This window comes from Vibrio sp. NFR, assembly GCF_027587095.1.
GTDB lineage: Bacteria > Pseudomonadota > Gammaproteobacteria > Enterobacterales > Vibrionaceae > Vibrio > Vibrio harveyi.
The window spans coordinates 144,236-164,108 of record NZ_JAPPTN010000007.1 but is presented as its reverse complement, the minus strand read 5'-3'; the positions used below and the strand labels follow the sequence as shown (position 1 = coordinate 164,108).

General features: G+C 43.5%; 14 protein-coding genes. 9 read left to right on the top strand and 5 right to left on the bottom strand.

What is annotated here, in order from left to right; all coding sequences use genetic code 11:
- Positions 1 to 4: 4 nt before the first annotated feature.
- The gene (locus OH463_RS15165) at positions 5 to 2,461 is read right to left on the bottom strand and encodes an EAL domain-containing protein (protein WP_114091991.1); all 2,457 of its coding nucleotides are present in this window, start codon (positions 2,459 to 2,461) and stop codon (positions 5 to 7) included.
- Between the two features lie 408 nt (positions 2,462 to 2,869).
- Here OH463_RS15165 and OH463_RS15160 point away from each other — a divergent pair, with 408 nt between their 5' ends.
- The 9 genes from OH463_RS15160 (at position 2,870) to OH463_RS15120 (ending at position 15,643) form a co-directional block, all read left to right on the top strand.
- Positions 2,870 to 5,254, top strand: coding sequence for a YgiQ family radical SAM protein (locus OH463_RS15160; protein ID WP_045489462.1), 2,385 nt, complete (start codon positions 2,870 to 2,872; stop codon positions 5,252 to 5,254).
- Positions 5,255 to 5,526: 272 nt separating this feature from the next.
- The gene (locus tag OH463_RS15155; RefSeq protein ID WP_269991544.1) at positions 5,527 to 9,027 is read left to right on the top strand and encodes a T6SS effector BTH_I2691 family protein; all 3,501 of its coding nucleotides are present in this window, start codon (positions 5,527 to 5,529) and stop codon (positions 9,025 to 9,027) included.
- 3 nt (positions 9,028 to 9,030) lie between these two features.
- The gene (locus tag OH463_RS15150) at positions 9,031 to 9,930 is read left to right on the top strand and encodes a hypothetical protein (protein WP_005444999.1); all 900 of its coding nucleotides are present in this window, start codon (positions 9,031 to 9,033) and stop codon (positions 9,928 to 9,930) included.
- Between the two features lie 3 nt (positions 9,931 to 9,933).
- Positions 9,934 to 10,878, top strand: a complete 945-nt coding sequence (locus tag OH463_RS15145; RefSeq protein ID WP_269991543.1) for a hypothetical protein — start codon at positions 9,934 to 9,936, stop codon at positions 10,876 to 10,878.
- Between the two features lie 3 nt (positions 10,879 to 10,881).
- Positions 10,882 to 11,829, top strand: a complete 948-nt coding sequence (locus tag OH463_RS15140) for a hypothetical protein (RefSeq protein WP_005445001.1) — start codon at positions 10,882 to 10,884, stop codon at positions 11,827 to 11,829.
- Positions 11,830 to 11,832: 3 nt separating this feature from the next.
- A complete protein-coding gene (locus OH463_RS15135; RefSeq protein WP_269991542.1) occupies positions 11,833 to 12,777 on the top strand; it encodes a hypothetical protein in 945 nt (314 codons plus the stop codon).
- Between the two features lie 4 nt (positions 12,778 to 12,781).
- Positions 12,782 to 13,732: a hypothetical protein gene (locus OH463_RS15130; RefSeq protein ID WP_269991541.1), complete on the top strand. Its 951-nt coding sequence runs from the start codon at positions 12,782 to 12,784 to the stop codon at positions 13,730 to 13,732.
- Positions 13,733 to 13,735: 3 nt separating this feature from the next.
- Positions 13,736 to 14,686 (top strand): hypothetical protein, encoded by a 951-nt coding sequence (locus OH463_RS15125; protein WP_269991540.1) that lies wholly within the window; start codon positions 13,736 to 13,738, stop codon positions 14,684 to 14,686.
- A gap of 3 nt (positions 14,687 to 14,689) precedes the next feature.
- The gene (locus tag OH463_RS15120) at positions 14,690 to 15,643 is read left to right on the top strand and encodes a hypothetical protein (protein ID WP_269991539.1); all 954 of its coding nucleotides are present in this window, start codon (positions 14,690 to 14,692) and stop codon (positions 15,641 to 15,643) included.
- A gap of 79 nt (positions 15,644 to 15,722) precedes the next feature.
- Here the strand turns inward: OH463_RS15120 and OH463_RS15115 are convergent, their stop codons facing one another.
- The 4 genes from OH463_RS15115 to OH463_RS15100 form a co-directional block, all read right to left on the bottom strand.
- Positions 15,723 to 17,045 (bottom strand): CoA-disulfide reductase, encoded by a 1,323-nt coding sequence (locus OH463_RS15115; protein ID WP_269991538.1) that lies wholly within the window; start codon positions 17,043 to 17,045, stop codon positions 15,723 to 15,725.
- 76 nt (positions 17,046 to 17,121) lie between these two features.
- Positions 17,122 to 18,528, bottom strand: a complete 1,407-nt coding sequence (locus OH463_RS15110) for a cation:dicarboxylate symporter family transporter (protein WP_005444993.1) — start codon at positions 18,526 to 18,528, stop codon at positions 17,122 to 17,124.
- Between the two features lie 40 nt (positions 18,529 to 18,568).
- Positions 18,569 to 18,952, bottom strand: coding sequence for a RidA family protein (locus tag OH463_RS15105; RefSeq protein ID WP_005444990.1), 384 nt, complete (start codon positions 18,950 to 18,952; stop codon positions 18,569 to 18,571).
- 27 nt (positions 18,953 to 18,979) lie between these two features.
- Positions 18,980 to 19,645: a helix-turn-helix transcriptional regulator gene (locus tag OH463_RS15100; RefSeq protein ID WP_050907271.1), complete on the bottom strand. Its 666-nt coding sequence runs from the start codon at positions 19,643 to 19,645 to the stop codon at positions 18,980 to 18,982.
- Positions 19,646 to 19,873: the final 228 nt, after the last annotated feature.

Genomic DNA, 19,873 nt, shown 5'->3' with positions numbered 1-19,873 from the left:
ACGACTAGAGCGTGGCTAGATACGTCAATACATCTTCTTGGGTCAATAAACCGCGGTATTCATTTTGCGAGTTACATAAAATCCAAGGAAATTTTTTGCCTGTTTTGACCAACTCGCGAACTTGTGAAACTGAAATACTCGCATCTATTTGCTCAAATTCCGTGTTCATAATTTGGTTTACCGGACGTTTCCAAATGCGGTTTTCTCTTTCTGACTCCAAATCAGTCCCCATTGCAGGCGTCAAATGCAAGTTCACCTGCTCTTTGGTGATCAGTCCGACACAGCGTTTTTCATTCACGACTACGAGCGGCGCATCCGGGCTCAAGTTCATAAATTCAACCGCTAACGACAATGGCTCACCCGGGTCTAAGCGACGAACGTCACGATGACTCAATGACAACAAAGGAGCGTCGTGAGTTGGCTTAACCTTGACGTCCTTAAAGCGTTTCTGATGGCATTGCGGCTTATCTAGTAACACCAATGGCACCGCCTGAGAAAACAAAAAGCCTTGCATGTAATCCACACCCACATTCGCAAGCACTTGTAATTCCTGTTCCGATTCAACGCCTTCGGCAACGACTTTAACACCAAGTTTGTGTGCCAGTTCCGTAATCATCTTCACGATGTTGTATTTAGTGCTCCCCTCTTCGATATCTTTGACAAACTTACGATCGATTTTAAGCAGATCAAACTGCCCCTTTTCCAGATAAGAAAACGAAGAGTACCCCGTACCAAAGTCATCAATGGCGATCTTAATACCCTGCCCTCGTAGCTCTTCAAGGGCAGTGGTGTGTTCTTGGTCTTGTTCAAAGTAAGCCGTTTCAGTGAGCTCAATAGTGATTCGACTTGGATCTACTCCACTTTCAGCAATCAAATCAAACGAGCTTTGCAATACTTGCAACGAATCCAATTTGGTATTTAATGAACGATTAATAGTTAAACCAATATCCTCACCATACACTTTTTGAATATGAGGCAATTGCTTCAGCGCCGTTCGGCATACCACATCATCCAAAGCGGCGACCAACTCCAAGTCTTCGACTACAGAAATCATTTCTTGCGTGTCATAGGTTTTGTTATGGTGGTAAAAGCGCGCCAAAGCTTCGAACTTCACCACCTTTCCGCTACGAGTTTCAATGATCGGTTGGTAATACACATCAACCAACTGACTCTCAATTTGCGTTCTTAAAAACGCTTCTAAATGATGACGCTTAACCAACTCATCGTGCAGTTCACTGTTGTAAAAATTGAAGTAGCTCTTATCCCCAGAAGATGAGGAAACCATCGCTTGAGCAGCGTGTACTAGTGCCTGTCTTGGGTTATTAGTATCGTAGCCTAGGACTGACACCCCCATTTGTCCCTCTACAATCACATCATGCATACTGGTTCCTAATTCATTTCTTAGTTCAACAAAGAAGCCTCTTAGTGCAATTTGGATCAGACGTAGAGGGCTTAACCACTGACAGTGCGGAGTTTGCAAACACACCACAAACACATCTTTTGACAATTGACCGGCAATACTCGCGTGTCGGCTGCGCATCACAAAATCAGCAAGACCGAGTTGTTGTTCGAGTATGGTTTTTGGTGAGAAATTAGGACGCAGAGTCATAACGATATTAAGCTCTTTGTTACCAGTTTCTTGTACTAGCTTGGCAAGTCGAGATTCGAACCCTTCACGTGGAGGCAGGAAAGCAGACCATTGTTGGGGTTGTTCTCCGGCTTTCTTCATCCACAATAACGATGCAGAAATGTCCGTCGAAAAACCAAGAAAGAGCGTTCGACCCGAAGTGAAGTTCAAACGATAAATACATAAATGATGCGCTTGATTGCTACCGTTGGCAGTGCGGCTCAATAGGTTCCCATTCCAGAAACCTTCTTGATCAATCTGTTCCCAGATATCGTCATAAAAAGCTTTGCTGTGATGGTCCGAGCTAAAAATGTAGGTTTTCAAACCAACAATATCACGATTTTCATACCCCATTTGCTGCTCAAAGGCTCGATTACAGCCAAGAATTCTTGTTTCCTGATCGGCGACTAAGATGCCAACGTTTGGCAAATCAAAAATCGTTTCGAGAATTTTTGCCAGCTCTTCACAACCTGTAATACTGAGTTGGGGGATAACCATACCTTGAACCACATGATCATTAAGACGTTCAAAACTCAAATCAACGTGAACCAGCATGGATTCGTTAGGCATTAAACAGCAAGACAAACTGCCATGCCCGCCATTAAGCTCTACTTGAGAGACTTTCTCCCTCGCAGCCCCCTGTTGACCCAGCAGCATGTGGTCAAACAAATCATCCAACCCTTTTAATGGCTCTTTTAAGCCGAATATGGACATCATCCCTCGTTGGTCACATTCAAACTCTCGAGTATAGATATCATAAGACCACTCGATGATTTGATGCTGACCGGACGCTGGGTGCACTTCTCCTTGTGCAATAGGCGATACTTCACTCATTACCTAGCCCCCTATTTTTAGCCTTTCACTCTGTCTAATGATTTCCCATCGTGTCGCCGCGTTTTGCTGTTTTTTTATGATTGCAAAGTGGTCAAAACACAATCTGGAATGTCTACGCATTCAGTCATTATTTGGAGTCAAAATGACGTATGCATTTGTATGCACTAGTTAAATTATAGGAAGAGTTTTACATAAGCACACTATTGCGTAACGATAATTTTTAATCTTAGACAAAGGCAATAACCACAAGGGCTAGAAGGAGATAACACAAGAAAAGCCACCTCTAATTGCGAGTCATTTTCATCTAGAAATAAAAGTGGCTGAACTAAGCTTGATTAAGAGAGTTGGGTATAGATACCTGATCATCAAATCGCTATAATTCGCGCTCCTTGGAACAGAGAGCAAAATATGACCAACGACATTACTCCTATTCATGAGTACAAAAAATACTGGGCTGAGTGTTTTGGTACGGCACCTTTCTTGCCGACCAGTCGCAAAGAAATGGATGCCCTAGGATGGGATAGTTGTGACATTATCATTGTCACGGGTGACGCGTATGTGGACCACCCGAGCTTTGGTATGGCAATCATCGGTCGTCTGTTGGAGGCACAAGGCTTCCGCGTCGGTATCATTGCTCAACCAGAATGGAACAACAAAGATGCTTTCATGCAGCTTGGTAAGCCAAATCTGTTCTTCGGAATCACCGCGGGTAACATGGACTCCATGATCAACCGTTACACGGCGGACAAAAAACTTCGTCATGATGATGCTTACACGCCAAACAACGAAGGCGGAAAACGCCCAGATCGTGCAACGTTGGTGTACTCGCAACGTTGTCGTGAAGCCTATAAAGGCACACCTATCGTTCTTGGTGGTATCGAAGCTAGCTTACGTCGCGTAGCTCACTACGATTATTGGTCAGATAAAGTGCGCCGCTCTGTTCTGTTCGATGCAAAAGCTGACATCCTTCTTTTTGGTAACGCAGAACGTGCCCTAGTGGAAGTGGCTCACCGTCTTGCTGATGGCGAAGATATTTCTACCATGACCAATATTCGCGGTACGGCAGTAAACCTACCAGCTGAACCAGAAGGTTACACCGTTATCGATTCTTCTCGTATTGAGAAACCTCGTAAAGAAGCGTTCGTACCAAAGAACCCATACGAAGTGGAAACTCAGTGCGATACTAAAAAAGAAGAGCCTGTTGCACAGCCAATCACGATTCGTCCATCACGTCATGATGCAGCGAACACAGCGGTGCGCCTACCAGCCTTCGAAAAATTGCACAACGACCGCATTCTTTATGCCCATGCCAGCCGTGTTCTGCACTTAGAGACCAACCCATATTCGGGTCGTGCTCTATTGCAACGTCATGGCGACCGTGAGCTTTGGGTAAACCAAGCGCCAATTCCTTTGACGACAGAAGAAATGGATTACGTATTCGGCCTATCGTACGCGCGTGTTCCTCACCCTATGTATGGCAAAGCAAAGATCCCGGCTTACGACATGATCAAAACTTCGGTTAACATCATGCGTGGCTGTTTTGGTGGCTGTTCTTTCTGTTCAATTACCGAACACGAAGGTCGTATCATCCAAAACCGTTCGCAAGAGTCCATCATTAATGAGTTGGAAGAGATCCGCGACAAAGTTCCAGGCTTTACGGGCACAATCTCTGACTTGGGTGGCCCAACAGCAAACATGTACCGTCTTGGTTGTAGCGATCCGAAAGCAGAAGCAAACTGTCGTCGTCCTTCTTGCGTGTTCCCGGGCATCTGTAACAAGCTAAACACAGACCATAAACACACCATCGATCTTTACCGCGCCGCGCGTAAAGTAGAAGGTGTGAAGAAAGTCATGATCGCATCTGGCGTACGTTACGACCTTGCGATTGAATCACCAGAATACGTCAAAGAGCTTGTGACTCATCACGTCGGTGGTTACCTGAAAATTGCACCAGAGCACACAGAGAAAGGTCCACTGGATCTGATGATGAAGCCGGGCATGGGTACTTACGACCGCTTTAAAGAGATGTTTGAGAAGTACAGCGCGGAAGCGGGTAAAAAACAATACCTGATCCCTTACTTCATCTCGGCGCACCCAGGTACTGAAGATGAAGACATGCTGAACTTGGCACTATGGCTGAAGAAGAACAACTTCGAATGTGACCAAGTACAGAACTTCTACCCATCACCAATGTGTAACGCAACGTCAATGTACTACTCAGAGACAAACCCTCTGAAACGCGTGAAATACAAGCAACGTGAAGATGTGCCAGTGGCGAAAGGTGAACGTCAACGTCGCCTACATAAAGCCCTACTTCGCTACCACGATCCAGCTAACTGGCCGATAATCCGTGAAGCACTGATCAGCATGGGTAAAAAGCACTTGATTGGTGACAAGCCAACCTGTCTAGTCCCTGCAGAAGACATTGATGCACAGACACCAGCACAACGTCGTAAGTCTGGTCGCCACGGCGCAAATCGTTTTGCAACCAAACACACTAAGAACCAACCAGGCTTCGGTGGTCACTTGAACAAGCGCTCTGAAGGTGGCTCACGTGATGGCAAGCCATCTGGTCACCGCAACGGTTCAGGCAAAGCACAAGGCGGCTCAAATGGACAAGGTCGTGGAAACCAAAACCGTGGCAATGGCGGCGCTAATGGTCAACGTCCAAATTCTGGCTCACGCCCTGGTAGCAACAACCAAAATCGCTCAAACGGTACGGGTTCGCAAGGTCAAGGTCGCCCTCAAGGTCAAGGCAAACCAGCGGGTCAACGCAAACCAAAACGTCGTTAATTCAATAGAACTTGAATGCTAAAAAAGGCTCCAGAGGCAACTCTGGAGCTTTTTTTTGTCTGGATAATCATTGCTCTTTAGAACAAGCTCTTTCAAACCACACTTGGTCTCTTTCGATACAAAAAATGGTATATGCCAACCAACTTCTTGGAAAAACAAACAACTTTTTGGTTAAAGCAGAGTTGTAGAACACCTAACATGCTGATTTATAGTTGTTTTATTTTGGTGCGATATTTGCCTAATGGAGTAAAACTCTTAAACATAGGCTGACGATGAGTAATCCACTTCCTCCAAAAACTTCGATGTTTTGGCACGACAACAGCTATACCCACGAAGAAGCTGTTCAGGCATTTGAAAGCGATGGCACGTTGAAATCTCTGAATACCGTTCCAACCACCGCATCCGATGATATGGCTGGCTCGCCTCCAGAGCGCAGTATGTTTTGGGAGGGAGAAACAAAAAAAATCGACCCGCCACCGCCGTCTGAACCAGAACCTCTCAATTTAAAAACCGAGAAAGAACCAACGGAGGCTTTACCGGCACACTTCATCCCTGTTCGCTACGCCATCGATCAGCTAGAGACAGAAGAAACACAACCTTTTGGTTTGCCTGAAGAATGGAAAGGCCAAGGCCCAGCCAAACTCAATACCGTTGGCTATACCTTGCGTCAGCTTCGCGATGGTTGGTTGTATGTCTATGATGCAATCAACAAAAGCCTAGACGAATACGAAATCAAAGGAACGCAATTCACGCTCTACAAGCTGGGAGAGTCGGAAAGCCCAGAATCCGAACAGCGTGGTACCCCAGAAGGCGCAAAACCTTTTCTTACTTACGAAGATGGGAGCGTGCTGTCAATTTGCTACTCTGAACACCGCTGGACATGGAACATGTTCATGCGCGTCCTTAACAATCCGAGTAATCATATCGATCGCATGCAAACTGTTGTTCTGTCTGCAAACGAGAATCAGCACAACATTTCACCAATCGATAAGTTAACTCAAGTGGCTGATATTGAATCTTCTGCCGTCGATGATGGTCGCTTTGCGGATTCTGCCATCGCTACCAAAGCAGATGAAGATGGTTCTATCTTTAAACCTGTCGCAGCCGAGAGTGATTTAACCTCTGCGATTCCAGAAGAAGAATCGGGTTACTTCGTCGCGATAAAAGATTACGCCGCAGACATTCAAGATATGTCGCTGCATTTTGTTGGCGCAGCAAGCCCATATCGTCTTTTCACTGACCAGTTTTCAAACCAGTGGAACTTGATGCAGACCGCCATGCAACTGTGCATGTTCGGGGCAAGTGACGAGATAGACATGCCAGCTAGCGTTAAGCGTAACGGCGAAGAGCTGTCGTTTTATACCGACATGGCTGAGTATTATGATTCCTCTAACCAACTTGATTTGGCAGAGCAAAATAAAAGCTCAGTTCAATCAGGCTATCCTGCCAAATTTTCCGCTGGAGCGATTGAATCACACCAACATACTCAAAGTGACATTGCCAAAACGATACAGGACAAATATCGAATTTCCGCAAACCGATTTGGTAAATACGAGCAATGGATAGCGACTGAGCGTTGGCGCAAGCAGCTCAACTGGAAGCAAATGCTGAGTGAGATGCAGGAGCTGTCAGAGCAAAAAGAAACCATGCTTGCCGAAGTTGTCTCGGTAAAACGAGACTTTATAGCAGTCATGGAGTCCTTAACGCCCCATCACCTCGAAAGAACCTTCGACCTATACAGCAAAGACACGCAGTACAGCTTGTATCAACTCCATAAGCAAGCGGTTGAGTCATTTACTCTGGTGATGCAAGAAGAAGACCGCCAATGGGCTGAAAGCCAATGGGAGAAACCAACCAGTTTACTTGCTCTCTATGCCTCTGGGTTTAGCCGAAGCTTATTTAAAGTAATAGAGAAGAATATTACTGAGGCGCTTAATGAACAGTCGATCGCCTCGGAAAATTCTGATGCTGATAATCAGTTGATGGACCAGATCTCGGCTACAAGCAACCGTGTGAGTATGTACTCTAAAATCATGGACTTTGTTTCCAACCCAAACACTGCGGAAACGGACTTTCTCAAGGATATCGCCAAAGGTTTCCAAGAGCTCGATATTATCTTTAAATCGGCAATAGGTGCGCTTGCAAAAGGCGTTATAGAGTTTGGCGTTAGCTTGACCTCACAAGCATCGATTATGCTGATGCCTGTTTTCGCTAAACCTCTGAACCGCCATAGCTATTATTTGTTTGCTGTTATAGCAGAGCATATGGCACATAATATGCCAGTAACTATAAAAGAAGGTTACGCTCGCGATTTAAAAAAATGGAAAACACGCGTAAATGATTATCTGATTAAGCTCGAAAAAAATGACGCAATCATTGCTGACTTCCAGAAAAATAACCGCAAAGCTGACTCTAAATACACAACAGCTTTAAAAAATAAAAAGACTATTAAGAAGGCACTCGCTGTGGCTACATTGGAGTACCCACAGCGTATTGTATTACCCGATGATCTGCCTCAAAAAACCGTCGAACTGCGAATGCGGCTCGCAACTAATAAGCTCCATGATTTGAATAAACTGTTCGAGAATGCCGGTGGTCTAGGCTTTATGGCATTAGTATTTAACTGCATCGCGCTTGGTGATGCCATAAGCAGTATTCAAGACACAGGGTTAATGTCCTCAGATGAATTTTTGGATATCCAACAAAAGCTTTTTTATACAGTCAACGCTTGGACGGGTATTCGTACAGGTAAGCTGTGGAATCGTGTACAAGGAGACAGTGAACTTAGAAAAACTGCCCTGAAAGCGATTCAGACATCAAGAAACCCTAGAATACGAGCACTACCTTCTGCCGATTTAGCAATATTTAATAAATGGTTGGCGATTACGGGAATGCTAGGCACCCTAGCTTCAGGTATAGAAGCCTATCGCTCTTGGCAGAAAATAGACAACCTTCATGGAACAGCTAGAGTTGTGGAGTACTTCAATTTTGCATCTTTATTTGGATTGACACTTATCGGTGGATTTCAAGCTATCGGTGGATTAACCGGGATTTGGTCGGCAAATATCCTGTTTGGAGGTCCGATCATGTTTGCCATTATGGGCCTCACTGCGGTTTACCTTCTTAGTAACTATATAATGAGTAAACTTAAACAAGACGATTATCAAAAATGGTTAGATAAACTTCCTTGGGGGTATCACTCGAATAAAGCACGTTGGAGTCAATCCTCAAGCTTGGTAGAGAGAGAAAAGCATAATACTTCTTTGGTACAAGAGGCTCTTTTTGAGTTAAAAACCATAATGGATAAACCTTTAATCTGCCAAATACCAATGATGCGTACCGTTCCGAATTCAACAACACAGTATCCAGCAGCAAAACAAGAATTGTTTGGTATTGAGCTACATATCCAAGTTCCCACTAACAATGCAAGAGATGGCATAAAACTTCGGACAAATACTTCTGTAACAGAGGGGGGACTGATGTCGGGAGCTTGGTACACAGGAGTAAACCTAGAAACGTTGAGTAGTTCAACGGATTCCTCAGATTCTCAAAGCGTCTATAAATTGACTCTACCAATGAAAGACTCAGCTAACTATCTAGCATTTGAGATAGAATACATCCTTGATGACAAAAACGAATTAAGCCGTAAGTACTGGTTCCAAAATAATGCAAAACAGCGTGCAACATATACGGCGATTTCAGACAATACTAAACAAGCAACGATCAGAAGTTCATTAACTTCAAATACTAGTGAACTTAGCTTACAGGAGTAACCCTTGGCTTATTTACCTTTTTACATCACGCCAGAAGAATTTTCGGCCTACCAAGAAGAACAAGAGCAAGAAATTCTAAAGGGGATGAACCTCACAACCTGGCATAAGCACGATATTGAAGAGCCTTTTCGATACTTATACCTATCGATTGCTATAGCCGCTGTCAGTCCATTATTTTTCCTTACCTATTTCCTACATGATAACAGTGACATGATCTTAACTTACATTTTATCGGGTCTGACGATAATCATGTCTGGTGTATCTTATCTGACATTTGGGTTGGACAATCGTTATGATTACACCTTGTCCGATCGCGGGTTGGTTATAAAAAAACGACGTAATTTACCGAATTGGGTAAACTCTGCAACTCAAGTCATGGGCTGGATTGGAGCTATTGTATGTATATTGATGGTTGCGTTTGCCGGACCTGTGGTTCTTGTCGGAGCCGGGGGGTTTATACTGGTTTCGTTTCGAATGCTAAAGCGACAACCAAATGAGGAGACTGAAGTACTTGTGGCTCTCCGTGAAAATTGGCTTTGTTGTGAATACTGCAAAAATAGAAAAGTAATCGAACTATATCATAAACACGATGACTGCTCGTACCAAGACACTGCTAAAACAACGGTAACAAGATACCACTCTATTGGAAGTTCCTATCTATTCGTCTCTTCACCAAAGCAATTAGAGGAAACCTTAAACATGCTTAATCAAGAGTTTGAACTGGATTGTAAAGAAGTCCAAAAAGCGAAAGACTTATTCGATTTCTCGAAACTTCCAGAAATATACAAAACAACGCCATTCCGCGGGACACATTACCCGTTAGAAGCAGTGGGAACGTTACGAACATCAAACGCTCCATTACCTGATTTAGAATATATATCTTCAATTTTAGCCAAGGAGTAACCCTTGGCATATTCACCATTTTATATCACCCCAGAAGAATTGGCGGTTTATCAAGAAGCGCAAGAGCAAGAAATTCTTAATGGGATGAATCTGACAGTCTGGCACAAGCACGATATTGAGGAACCTTTTCGATACTTATACTTATCGATTGCTATAGCCGCAGTTAGCCCATTATTTTTCCTTACCTATTTCCTACATGATAGTAGTGAAATGATCTTAACTTACATTTTATCGGGTCTGACGATAATCATGTCTGGTGTATCTTATCTGACATTTGGTTTGGACAATCGTTATGATTACACCTTGTCCAATCGCGGGTTAGTTATAAAAAAACGACGTAATTTACCGAATTGGGTAAACTCTGCAACTCAAGTCATGGGCTGGATTGGAGCAATAGTTTGTGTCGTGATGGTTGGAGTTGCTGGACCTATGGTTCTTGTCGGAGCTGGTGGCTTTATATTGGTTTCTTTTGGTATGTTAAAACGCAAACCCGATGAACCAACAGAAGTGAGAGTTGCAGAGCGTGAAGATTGGTTGTTTGCCGACTATAACAAAAAGCGCAAAGTGATCCAGTTCTACTTTAAGCAGGATAAGTGTGAATATATCGATATGGAACACAACACCATTGTCCGTTCACATAGTAGATCTGATTGCTACGTATTTTTCAAAACAGAAACGGACTTAGAATCGATGGTAAATCAGTTAGCTACGGAATATAAGCTGGATTGTACAGAGGTAGATGACCACAAAAAGCTGTTTGAATCGAAGCCAGAAGCTAGACTGTTTAACATTCCTGTTTGTAATAGAGAATATAAAACCGATGAGGTACTTGATTTAAGGGCGTCAAATGCCCCGCTTCCAGAGCGAGAGTACCTATACAACGGTAAGTGGCAAACGGAATCTGAAATCGAACAATCAAAACCTGAACTAACAACAGCCAAGGAGTAACCCTTGGCATATTCACCATTTTATATCACCCCAGAAGAGTTGGCAGTTTATCAAGAGGCGCAAGAGCAAGAAATTCTCACAGGGGACAATATAACAACGTGGCGTAAGTACGATATTGAAGAACCAAATCGATACCTTTATTTGTTCATTTCGATTGTGGCAATGTTGCCGATAATTGTATTTTTCTACTTCCTTGGCTTTTGGTCTAGAGGGTGGGTTAATGATGCCATATCGGTACTTGTCACATTTTTTGTGTACTCGCTAAGCTACTACATGTATGGACGAGACTATCGCTATGACTACATTTTTTCAGATAAAGGCTTTGTGATGAAAAAGCGTCGCAATATGCCTAAATGGATAAATACCGCTACGCAAGCTGTTGGCTGGATAGGCGCAGTGGTATGTGTGGTAATGGTAGCGGTGGTAGGCCCGATGGCATTAGCGGGAGCTGGTGCTCTTATTTTATTCTCATTCGGTATGTTAAAACGCCAGCCTGATGAACCAACAGAAGTGAGAGTTGGAGAGCGAGAAGATTGGCTCTTTGCTGATTACAATAAGAAAAGAAAAGTACTCCAATTCTATTTTAAGTATGATAGGTGCGAATACCAAGATACTGCTCATAAGACTATCTTTCGCTCACAAGATCGATTCGATTGTTACGTTTTCTTTAAAACTGAAGCAGATTTAGAATCCATGGTCGCGCAACTGTCAAAGGTCTACAAACTGAATTGTACAGAGGTCGAGGACCACAAAAAGCTGTTTGAAGCAAAGCCAGAATCAAGACTGTTTAGTATTCCTGTTTGTAGTCGAGAATATAAAACCGATGAGGTGTTTGATTTAAGGGCTTCGAAAGCCCCACTCCCAGAGTGTAAGTATCTTTACAACGGTAAGTGGCAAACTGAATCTGAGATTGAAAAATCTGAATCTGAACTAACAACAGCCAAGGAGTAACCTTTGGCTTATTTACCTTTTTACATCACGCCAGACGAGCTTTCGGCTTATCAAGAAGAACAAGAGCAACAAATTCTAAGGGGGAAAGATCTCACAACCTGGCACAAGCACGATATTGAGGAACCTTTTCGATACTTATACCTATCGATTGCTATCGCCGCTGTCAGTCCATTATTTTTCCTTACCTATTTCCTACATGATAGTAGCGAAATGATCTTAACTTACATTTTGTCGGGTCTAACGATAATTATGTCTGGTGTGTCTTATCTGACATTTGGTTTGGACAATCGTTATGATTACACCTTGTCCGATCGCGGGTTGGTTATAAAAAAACGACGTAATTTACCGAATTGGGTAAACTCTGCAACTCAAGTCATGGGCTGGATTGGCGCAATAGTTTGTGTTTTGATGGTTGGGGCTGCTGGACCGGTGACACTTGTCGGAGCCGGTGGCTTTATATTGGTTTCATTTCGCATGCTTAAACGCCAACCCGAAGAGCGCACAAATATCAGAATTGCAGAGCGTGAAAATTGGCTATTTGCTTACTACAACAAAAAACGCAAGGTTATTACTCTCTATCATAAGTATGACGATTGCGATTACAGAGATGTAGCGAAAACGACCGTTAATCGATGCCATAATCGCGGTAGGAGTTTTCTATTTTTTAAATCAACCAATGACTTAAAAAGAGTACTGGAAAAGCTCTCTGAAGAGTATCAACTTAAATGTACCGAATTCGAGGATATCAATGCCTTGTTCAATGCTTATTCACCTGACGAATTGCTCTCGGAACCAGCAAGAAGCCTAGAGTTCCCCGTGGATGATACGTTTGAACTTAGAGCTCAAAACGCACCTATCCCTGAATGGGAATACCTTTACAACGGCAAGTGGCGAACCGAGTCTGAGATTGAAAAATCTAAATCTGAACTAACAACAGCCAAGGAGTAACCCTTTGGCCTATTTACCATTTTACATCACCCCAGAAGAGCTTGCTGCTTACCAAGAGGCACAAGAGCATGAGATTTCTTCTGGTCAAGGCTTTAAAAACTGGCAAACAAAAAATGTCGAAGAAGCTTCTAGATACATTTATTTGAAGATGACTTCGATTCCTGCAGCTATCTTCATTATTCTCTTTTTCGTACTTGCTGATTTAAACAATTTATCATCCGCACTAACTCTAGCTAGCGGGTTTTGTTTATCCACGTCAGTTATATATTTTCTTTTGAGGCTCAACTTTGTCAAAAGGTATACTTATACCTTATCTGATAAAGGCTTTGTCATTAAGTCACAAAGCACTGTACCGCGTTGGATGAACAATGCTACACAAGCTGTCGGTTGGATTGGTGCTATCGTATGTATATTAATGATAGTACTTGTTGGCCCAATGGCGCTAGCAGGCGCAGGTGCCTTTATATTGGTTTCCTTTAAAATGCTTAAACGCCAACCAGATGAAGTAGCCGAAATTAAAGTTGGCGAACGAGAAGATTGGCTTTTTGCGGACTACAACAAGAAAAGGAAAGTTATCCAATTCTATTTTAAGCAGGACATATGCAGATATCGAGATACTGCTCATAAGACTATCTTTCGCTCACAAGATAGATCAGATTGTTATGTTTTCTTTAAAACTGAAGCGGATTTAGAGTCCATGGTCGCGCAACTGTCAAAGGTCTACAAACTGAATTGTACCGAGGTCGATGATCATAAAAAGTTGTTTGAAGCAAAGCCAGAATCAAGGCTCTTTAGTATTCCGGTTTGTAGTAAAGAATATCAAACCGATGAGGTATTTGATTTAAGGGCGTCAAATGCCCCGCTTCCTGAGCGTGAATACCTTTACAACGGCAAGTGGCAAACCGAATCTGAGATTGAAAAATCTAAATCTGAACTAACAACAGCCAAGGAGTAACCCTTGGCTTATTTACCATTTTATATCACCCCAGAAGAGCTTACTGCTTACCAAGAGGCACAAGAGCATGAGATTTCTTCTGGTCAAGGCTTTAAAAACTGGCAAACAAAAAATGTCGAAGAAGCTTCTAGATACATTTATTTGAAGATGACTTCGATTCCTGCGGCTATCTTCATTATTCTCTTTTTCGTACTTGCTGATTTAAACAATTTATCATCCGTACTAACTCTAGCTAGCGGGTTTTGTTTATCCACGTCAGTTATCTATTTTCTTTTGAGACTCAACTTTGTCAAAAGGTATACTTATACCTTATCTGATAAAGGCTTTGTCATTAAGTCACAAAGTACTGTACCGCGTTGGATGAACAATGCTACACAAGCTGTCGGTTGGATTGGTGCTATCGTATGTATATTAATGGTACTACTTGTTGGTCCAATGGCGTTAGCAGGCGCTGGTGCCTTTATATTGGTTTCCTTTAAAATGCTTAAACGCCAACCAGATGAAGTAGCCGAAATTAAAGTTGGCGAACGTGAAGATTGGCTGTTCGCCTACTACAACAAAAAGCGTAAAGTGATTCGCTTCTACCACAAGTATGACGAGTGTTCCAAATGGAATCTAGAGAAGCACACCGTCTTCAGAGCTCAAACTCGTGGTTATAGCTACATATTCTTTAAGACTGTTCAAGACCTAGACGCAATTCTAGAAACCCTTTCATACAAGTACGGCATTGAATGTATTGATTTTCCAGACCATAAAGCGTTTTTTGAAGGAAGACCTGAACCTCGAATTGAAGATATCCCTTCTCGTAGTCTTGAATTTCCGGTAGCCGATACCTTTGACCTTAGGGCTCAAAATGCCCCGCTTCCTGAATGGCGACGTATATACAACGACAAGTGGCGAACCGAATCTGAGATTGAAAAATCTAAATCTGAACTAACAACAACCAAGGAGTAACCCTTGGCATATTCACCATTTTACGTCACCCCAGAAGAATTGGCAGTTTATCAAGAGGCGCAAGAGCAAGAAATACTCGCAGGCGATAACGTCAGAACATGGCATAAGTATGATGTAGAGGAACCATTTCGCTATTACTTTAAACTTTTTGCGCTTCCATTTGTGATCGCCCCATTCCTATTAACTTTGTTTATACACACGAGTGACACGGTTGGCGTAACTATTTTTTCTTTTATTTTGTCGGTGATGGTGTCAGGAGCCTTTTACCTTACGATTGGCCTTGACTATCGCTATGACTATATTTTTTCTAGCAAAGGCTTTGTGATGAAAAAGCGTCGCAATATGCCTAAATGGGTAAACACCGCTACGCAAGCAGTTGGCTGGGTAGGTGCAGTGGTGTGCGTGGTTATGGTAGCACTGGTTGGTCCGATGGCATTAGCGGGAGCAGGTGCCTTCATTTTGCTTTCATTTGGTATCTTAAAACGTCAACCTGACGAACCAACAGAAGTGAGAGTTGGAGAGCGAGAAGACTGGCTCTTTGCTGATTACAATAAGAAAAGAAAAGTGATTAAGTTCTTTTTTAAGCATGACACATGCGAATATATTAATATGGAACATACCAAGATTTCACGCTTACACAACCGATTCCACTATTACGTATTTTTCAAAACCGTGTCTGACTTAGAGTCTATGGTCAATCAGCTAGCGACGGAATATAAGCTTGACTGTACAGAAGTCGCAGACCACAAAAAGCTATTTGAAGCTAAGCCAGAGGCTAGACTGTTTGGTACGCCAGTTTGTTATAAAGAATATCAAACCGATGAGGTATTTGATTTAAGGGCGTCAAATGCCCCACTTCCTGAGCGTGAATACCTATACAACGGTAAGTGGCAAACCGAATCTGAAATCGAACGCTTAAAAGCGACTGGTGAACAGCAAACTACTCCTGCTTCATAGTTCACAACAAGCATTAAAAAGGGCTCCAGAAACAACTCTGGAGCCCTTTTGTTTTGTTTGATCTACGTGGATAACTAAATTATTTCGCTACGTTACCTGCAACGTTTAGTGCATCCCATGTACGTGCGAATGGTGGAGCGTAGCAGAAGTCCATGTAGCCTAGTTGCTGTGTGGTCATCTTCGCAGTGATGGCAACAGCGAGTGCATTGATTCGCCCTACTGCGCCTTTCTTGCCCACGATTTCACCACCAAGCAGCACATTAGTTTCTGGGTGGTAAACCAGCTTCACTTTAATGTCTTCTTGACCTGGGTAGTAGTCGGTTTGGTTCTTATCTGAAATGGTTGAAACCTTCACTTCCAAACCGTGTTCTTTAGCTAGAAGTTCCGATACGCCTGTGCATGCCAGTTCGTAGTCCAGCACTTTCAAGCAAGATGAACCCAAGAAGCCACTCATGTAAGTGTCTTTCCCAGCAAGTTTGTCAGCCATCATGCGCGCTTGCTTGTTCGCTGTGGTTGCCAGTGGAACATACACTGATTTACCTAGCGCCATATGGTGAACCACTGCACAGTCGCCTACAGCGTAAATGTGTGCATCTTCTGTTGCGCCAAACTCATCCACTAGCAATGCGCCGTTCGTTGCTTTTGGTAACTCGAATACTTCTGTGTTTGGTTTAAAACCAAGTGACATGATCACAACGTCTGCTTCAACATTGCCGTTGTCGGTTTCTACGATGTAACCGCCCTGCTCTGCGTCGCGAATGGCTGATACGCTACAACCGGTTTTTAGCTCAGCACCAGATTCGCGAATCGCGCCTTCTACCACTTCAATCATTTCAGGGCTGAACTGACGACTCATCACGTGTTGTTCACGCTCAATGATGGTGACGTGCTTACCTAATAGGTGTGCAGCATCGAACACTTCAAGACCGATAAAACCACCGCCAATCACACAAATGCGTTGTTTGTTGCTGTCCTTAAGCGCTTCTTTTACTGCCAAACCATCTTCCATGCTGGTTAGCGTGTATACGTGCTCTGGGTTGAACTCGCCAAACGATGGCACGATTGGACGCGCGCCCGTGGCAATCACCAACATATCGTAATCGATGGTGCTTTCTTCACCTTGGTGACGAACTTTAATCTGCTTTTCTGTGCGGTCTAGTGCCACCATTTCAGTTTCAATGCGCACGTCTAAACCAGATTTAATCGCTTGTTCTGGCGTACGAGAAATCATGCGCTCAGTGTCATCAAACATGCCACCAGCAAAATAAGGTAAACCACACGCACCAAACGAGATGTAATCGCGCTTATCCAGCACAATCACTTCATCTGATGGCTGATTACGTTTGTATTTCGCTGCGAAACTCATACCTGCAGCGCTACCGCCTACGACAACAACTTTCATATTTATTACCTAAATAACCTGAACTCAGGAAAAACGGAGAGCACCCGCGTTGGGTGCTCTTTATTAAGTTTAGAAATTACACTGCTGCTTCTTTTGACACTGTTGCAGCCACATCTGCGTTGTATTGCTCAGTGTTTAGTGAGCCATTCTTCTTCGCGGTTAGCACGCCTGACAACATTGAGCCAGAGATGTTAAGCGCGGTACGAGCCATATCGATAAGCGCTTCGATAGAAACCAGAATCGCCACAACCGTAATGTCTAGACCCATGATGGTTAGTACCGCTACTGCTGCGAACGTTGCACCGCCACCAACACCTGCGATACCGAATGAAGCAATCGCGATTACAGCAATCAGTTGTAGGATGAAGCCTAGGTCAACTGGCATGCCCATTACTTGAGCCGCCATGATAGCTAGCATTGCTGGGTAGATACCCGCACAACCGTTCTGACCGATACTGGTACCGAATGTTGCTGACATGTTTGCTGTTTCTTCGTCCACACCTAGACGTTGAGTTTGAGTTTCAACGTTTAGTGGGATTGCCGCCATGCTTGAGCGAGAACCGAAGCCAAATACGAGCACTGGCCAGATTTTCTTCATGAACTTAGCAGGAGACAGACCGAACAAAGACACCATCACGAAGTGGATAGCGAACATTACACCGATTGCCACGTAGCTTGCTAGTAGGAATCGACCCATTTCTGCTAGTGCGAACAAATCGTTTGTCATCATGAACGTAGTCATCAGAGCAAATACACCGTAAGGCGTCAGCTTCAGAATTTCACGTACCATTGAAAGCACTACTTCTTTTGCTGAGTTGATGAAATCAACAAAGTTTTGCACTTTCTCTGGCTTACGGTTTTTCACTTGCAGGATACAGTAGCCAAGGAACATACCGAACAGGACGGTCGATAGCGTCGAAGTACGTTGAGAGCCCGTTAGCATGTCAAAGATGTTCGTTGGGATGATAGACAGAGCCATACCTGACAGGCCGCTGCTCGCCATCGCATCTTGCGTTGCAATCAGAGAGTCGCCACGCGCTTCAATAGCGCTGTTAGTGCCGATAGTGCTCACTAGTGCGTTTGCATCGATACCGAACAGGTAAATACTTGCGATGCCCACTGCAGCAGAAATAGCACAAGTGAAAAGTAGAATACCGATGATTTTTGGTGCGATACGCGATAGTGCACCGCCGCCTTCTACGTTCATGATCGAAGAGATCATCGCCACAAATACTAGTGGGATTACGATCATTTGTAGAAGCTTGATGTAGCCTTTACCGAACACAGAAATCAGTTCAGCAAAACCTGCCGTTGCAACGTTGCCTACGCCGAATACGAGCTGAATTGCACCGCCGAATAACAGGCCAGCAGCAAGCGCACTCAGTACGCGGAAGTTAAAGCTTTTCTTTTGTTTTTTGAAGTTCGCAAGTAATGCGTAGAACCCAAAGAACAAGATGCTCAATCCAATAAATGAAACGCTCATGAGAATCTCCTATTGATACCCATTTATGTCCGAAAATCGGTTACTTTTTGTATGCAATGGCTTCAACTTCAACCAATGCGTCTTTTGGTAGTCTTGCTGCTTCAACGCAAGAGCGAGCGGGTGCGTTTTCTGTACCAAATACCTCTGTGTACACTTCGTTAAAGGCGGCGAAGTTTTCCATGTCTGATAGGAAGCATGTCGTCTTCAATACTGTGTCTAGACCCGCACCGCTTGCTTCTAGAACTGCTTTTAAGTTTTCTAGTGACTGACGAGCTTGTTCTTTGATGCCGCCTTCAACAAATTGCATGGTTTCTGGAACCAGTGGCAACTGACCTGATGTGTAAACCATGTCGCCGTAAGCTGTGCCTTGAGAGTAAGGACCGATAGCTGCTGGTGCTTGTTCAGTGGCAATAATTTTTTTCACGATACAACTCCTAAGTGATTAATTTTATTATGATTTAAATTCTCGGATAAACTTGTAAACCGCCTGGCGGCTAATCCCAAGTTGCTCTGATACTTGTGTCGTCGTCTCTTTTAGCTCAAATACACCGTTATCAAACAAACAACGAATAATGGCTTTGTTACGACCTTTAGCTGAAACCGTCTCATCTTGGTCAACCTCTTGCGTGGCAGCACTTAACGCTTGCTTGATGACATCATTGGCGTTGTTACTGAAGGTCTCACTGACCAAGGTTTGTGATACGTGACACTGTGGCATCAGCGTCTTGACGATCTCAGGGAATGGGAAAGATAAATTCATGTTGATACATAGCATGCCAATCGGCTTTTGCTCTGGACCAGCCAAAATGCACGTGGTCGATTTCAGTAGCGAACCATCGGCGGCATTGGTGAAATAACTCTTCGGAGAGACCTCGCCCGTTTTCTCGAAGGTGCTCCACATACGTAAGCCCAAATCAGTGATTGGCGAGCCAATTTCACGCCCAGTATGATGACCATTTACAATCTTCACGACTGAATTTTCTAAGCTTTCAAATGAATGAATAACGACTTCGCAATACGGTCCGATCAAGTCGGCGATTGTATCTGCCAAGCGAAAATAGTTGCTTAAACATGCTCTGTCTTCGTCGGTGAATCTAACTTGCTTTACGCTCATCATTTCGGTTTACATTTTTGAACTCAATGACTAAAAACTACTCCTTTCGGGTAGGTTCAGCAATACAGAGTAAACTTCTGTAAACCGCAAACTCACGCTCAAAACACCAGCAAAAATCGAATAGATGATCAAAATCACGCACAATAGTTGAACAAGATCACCAAAAACATATGAATTCGGTTTAATTTCTTAAACCTTGTCAAAGTTTAAATATTTAAAATCAAAGATTGC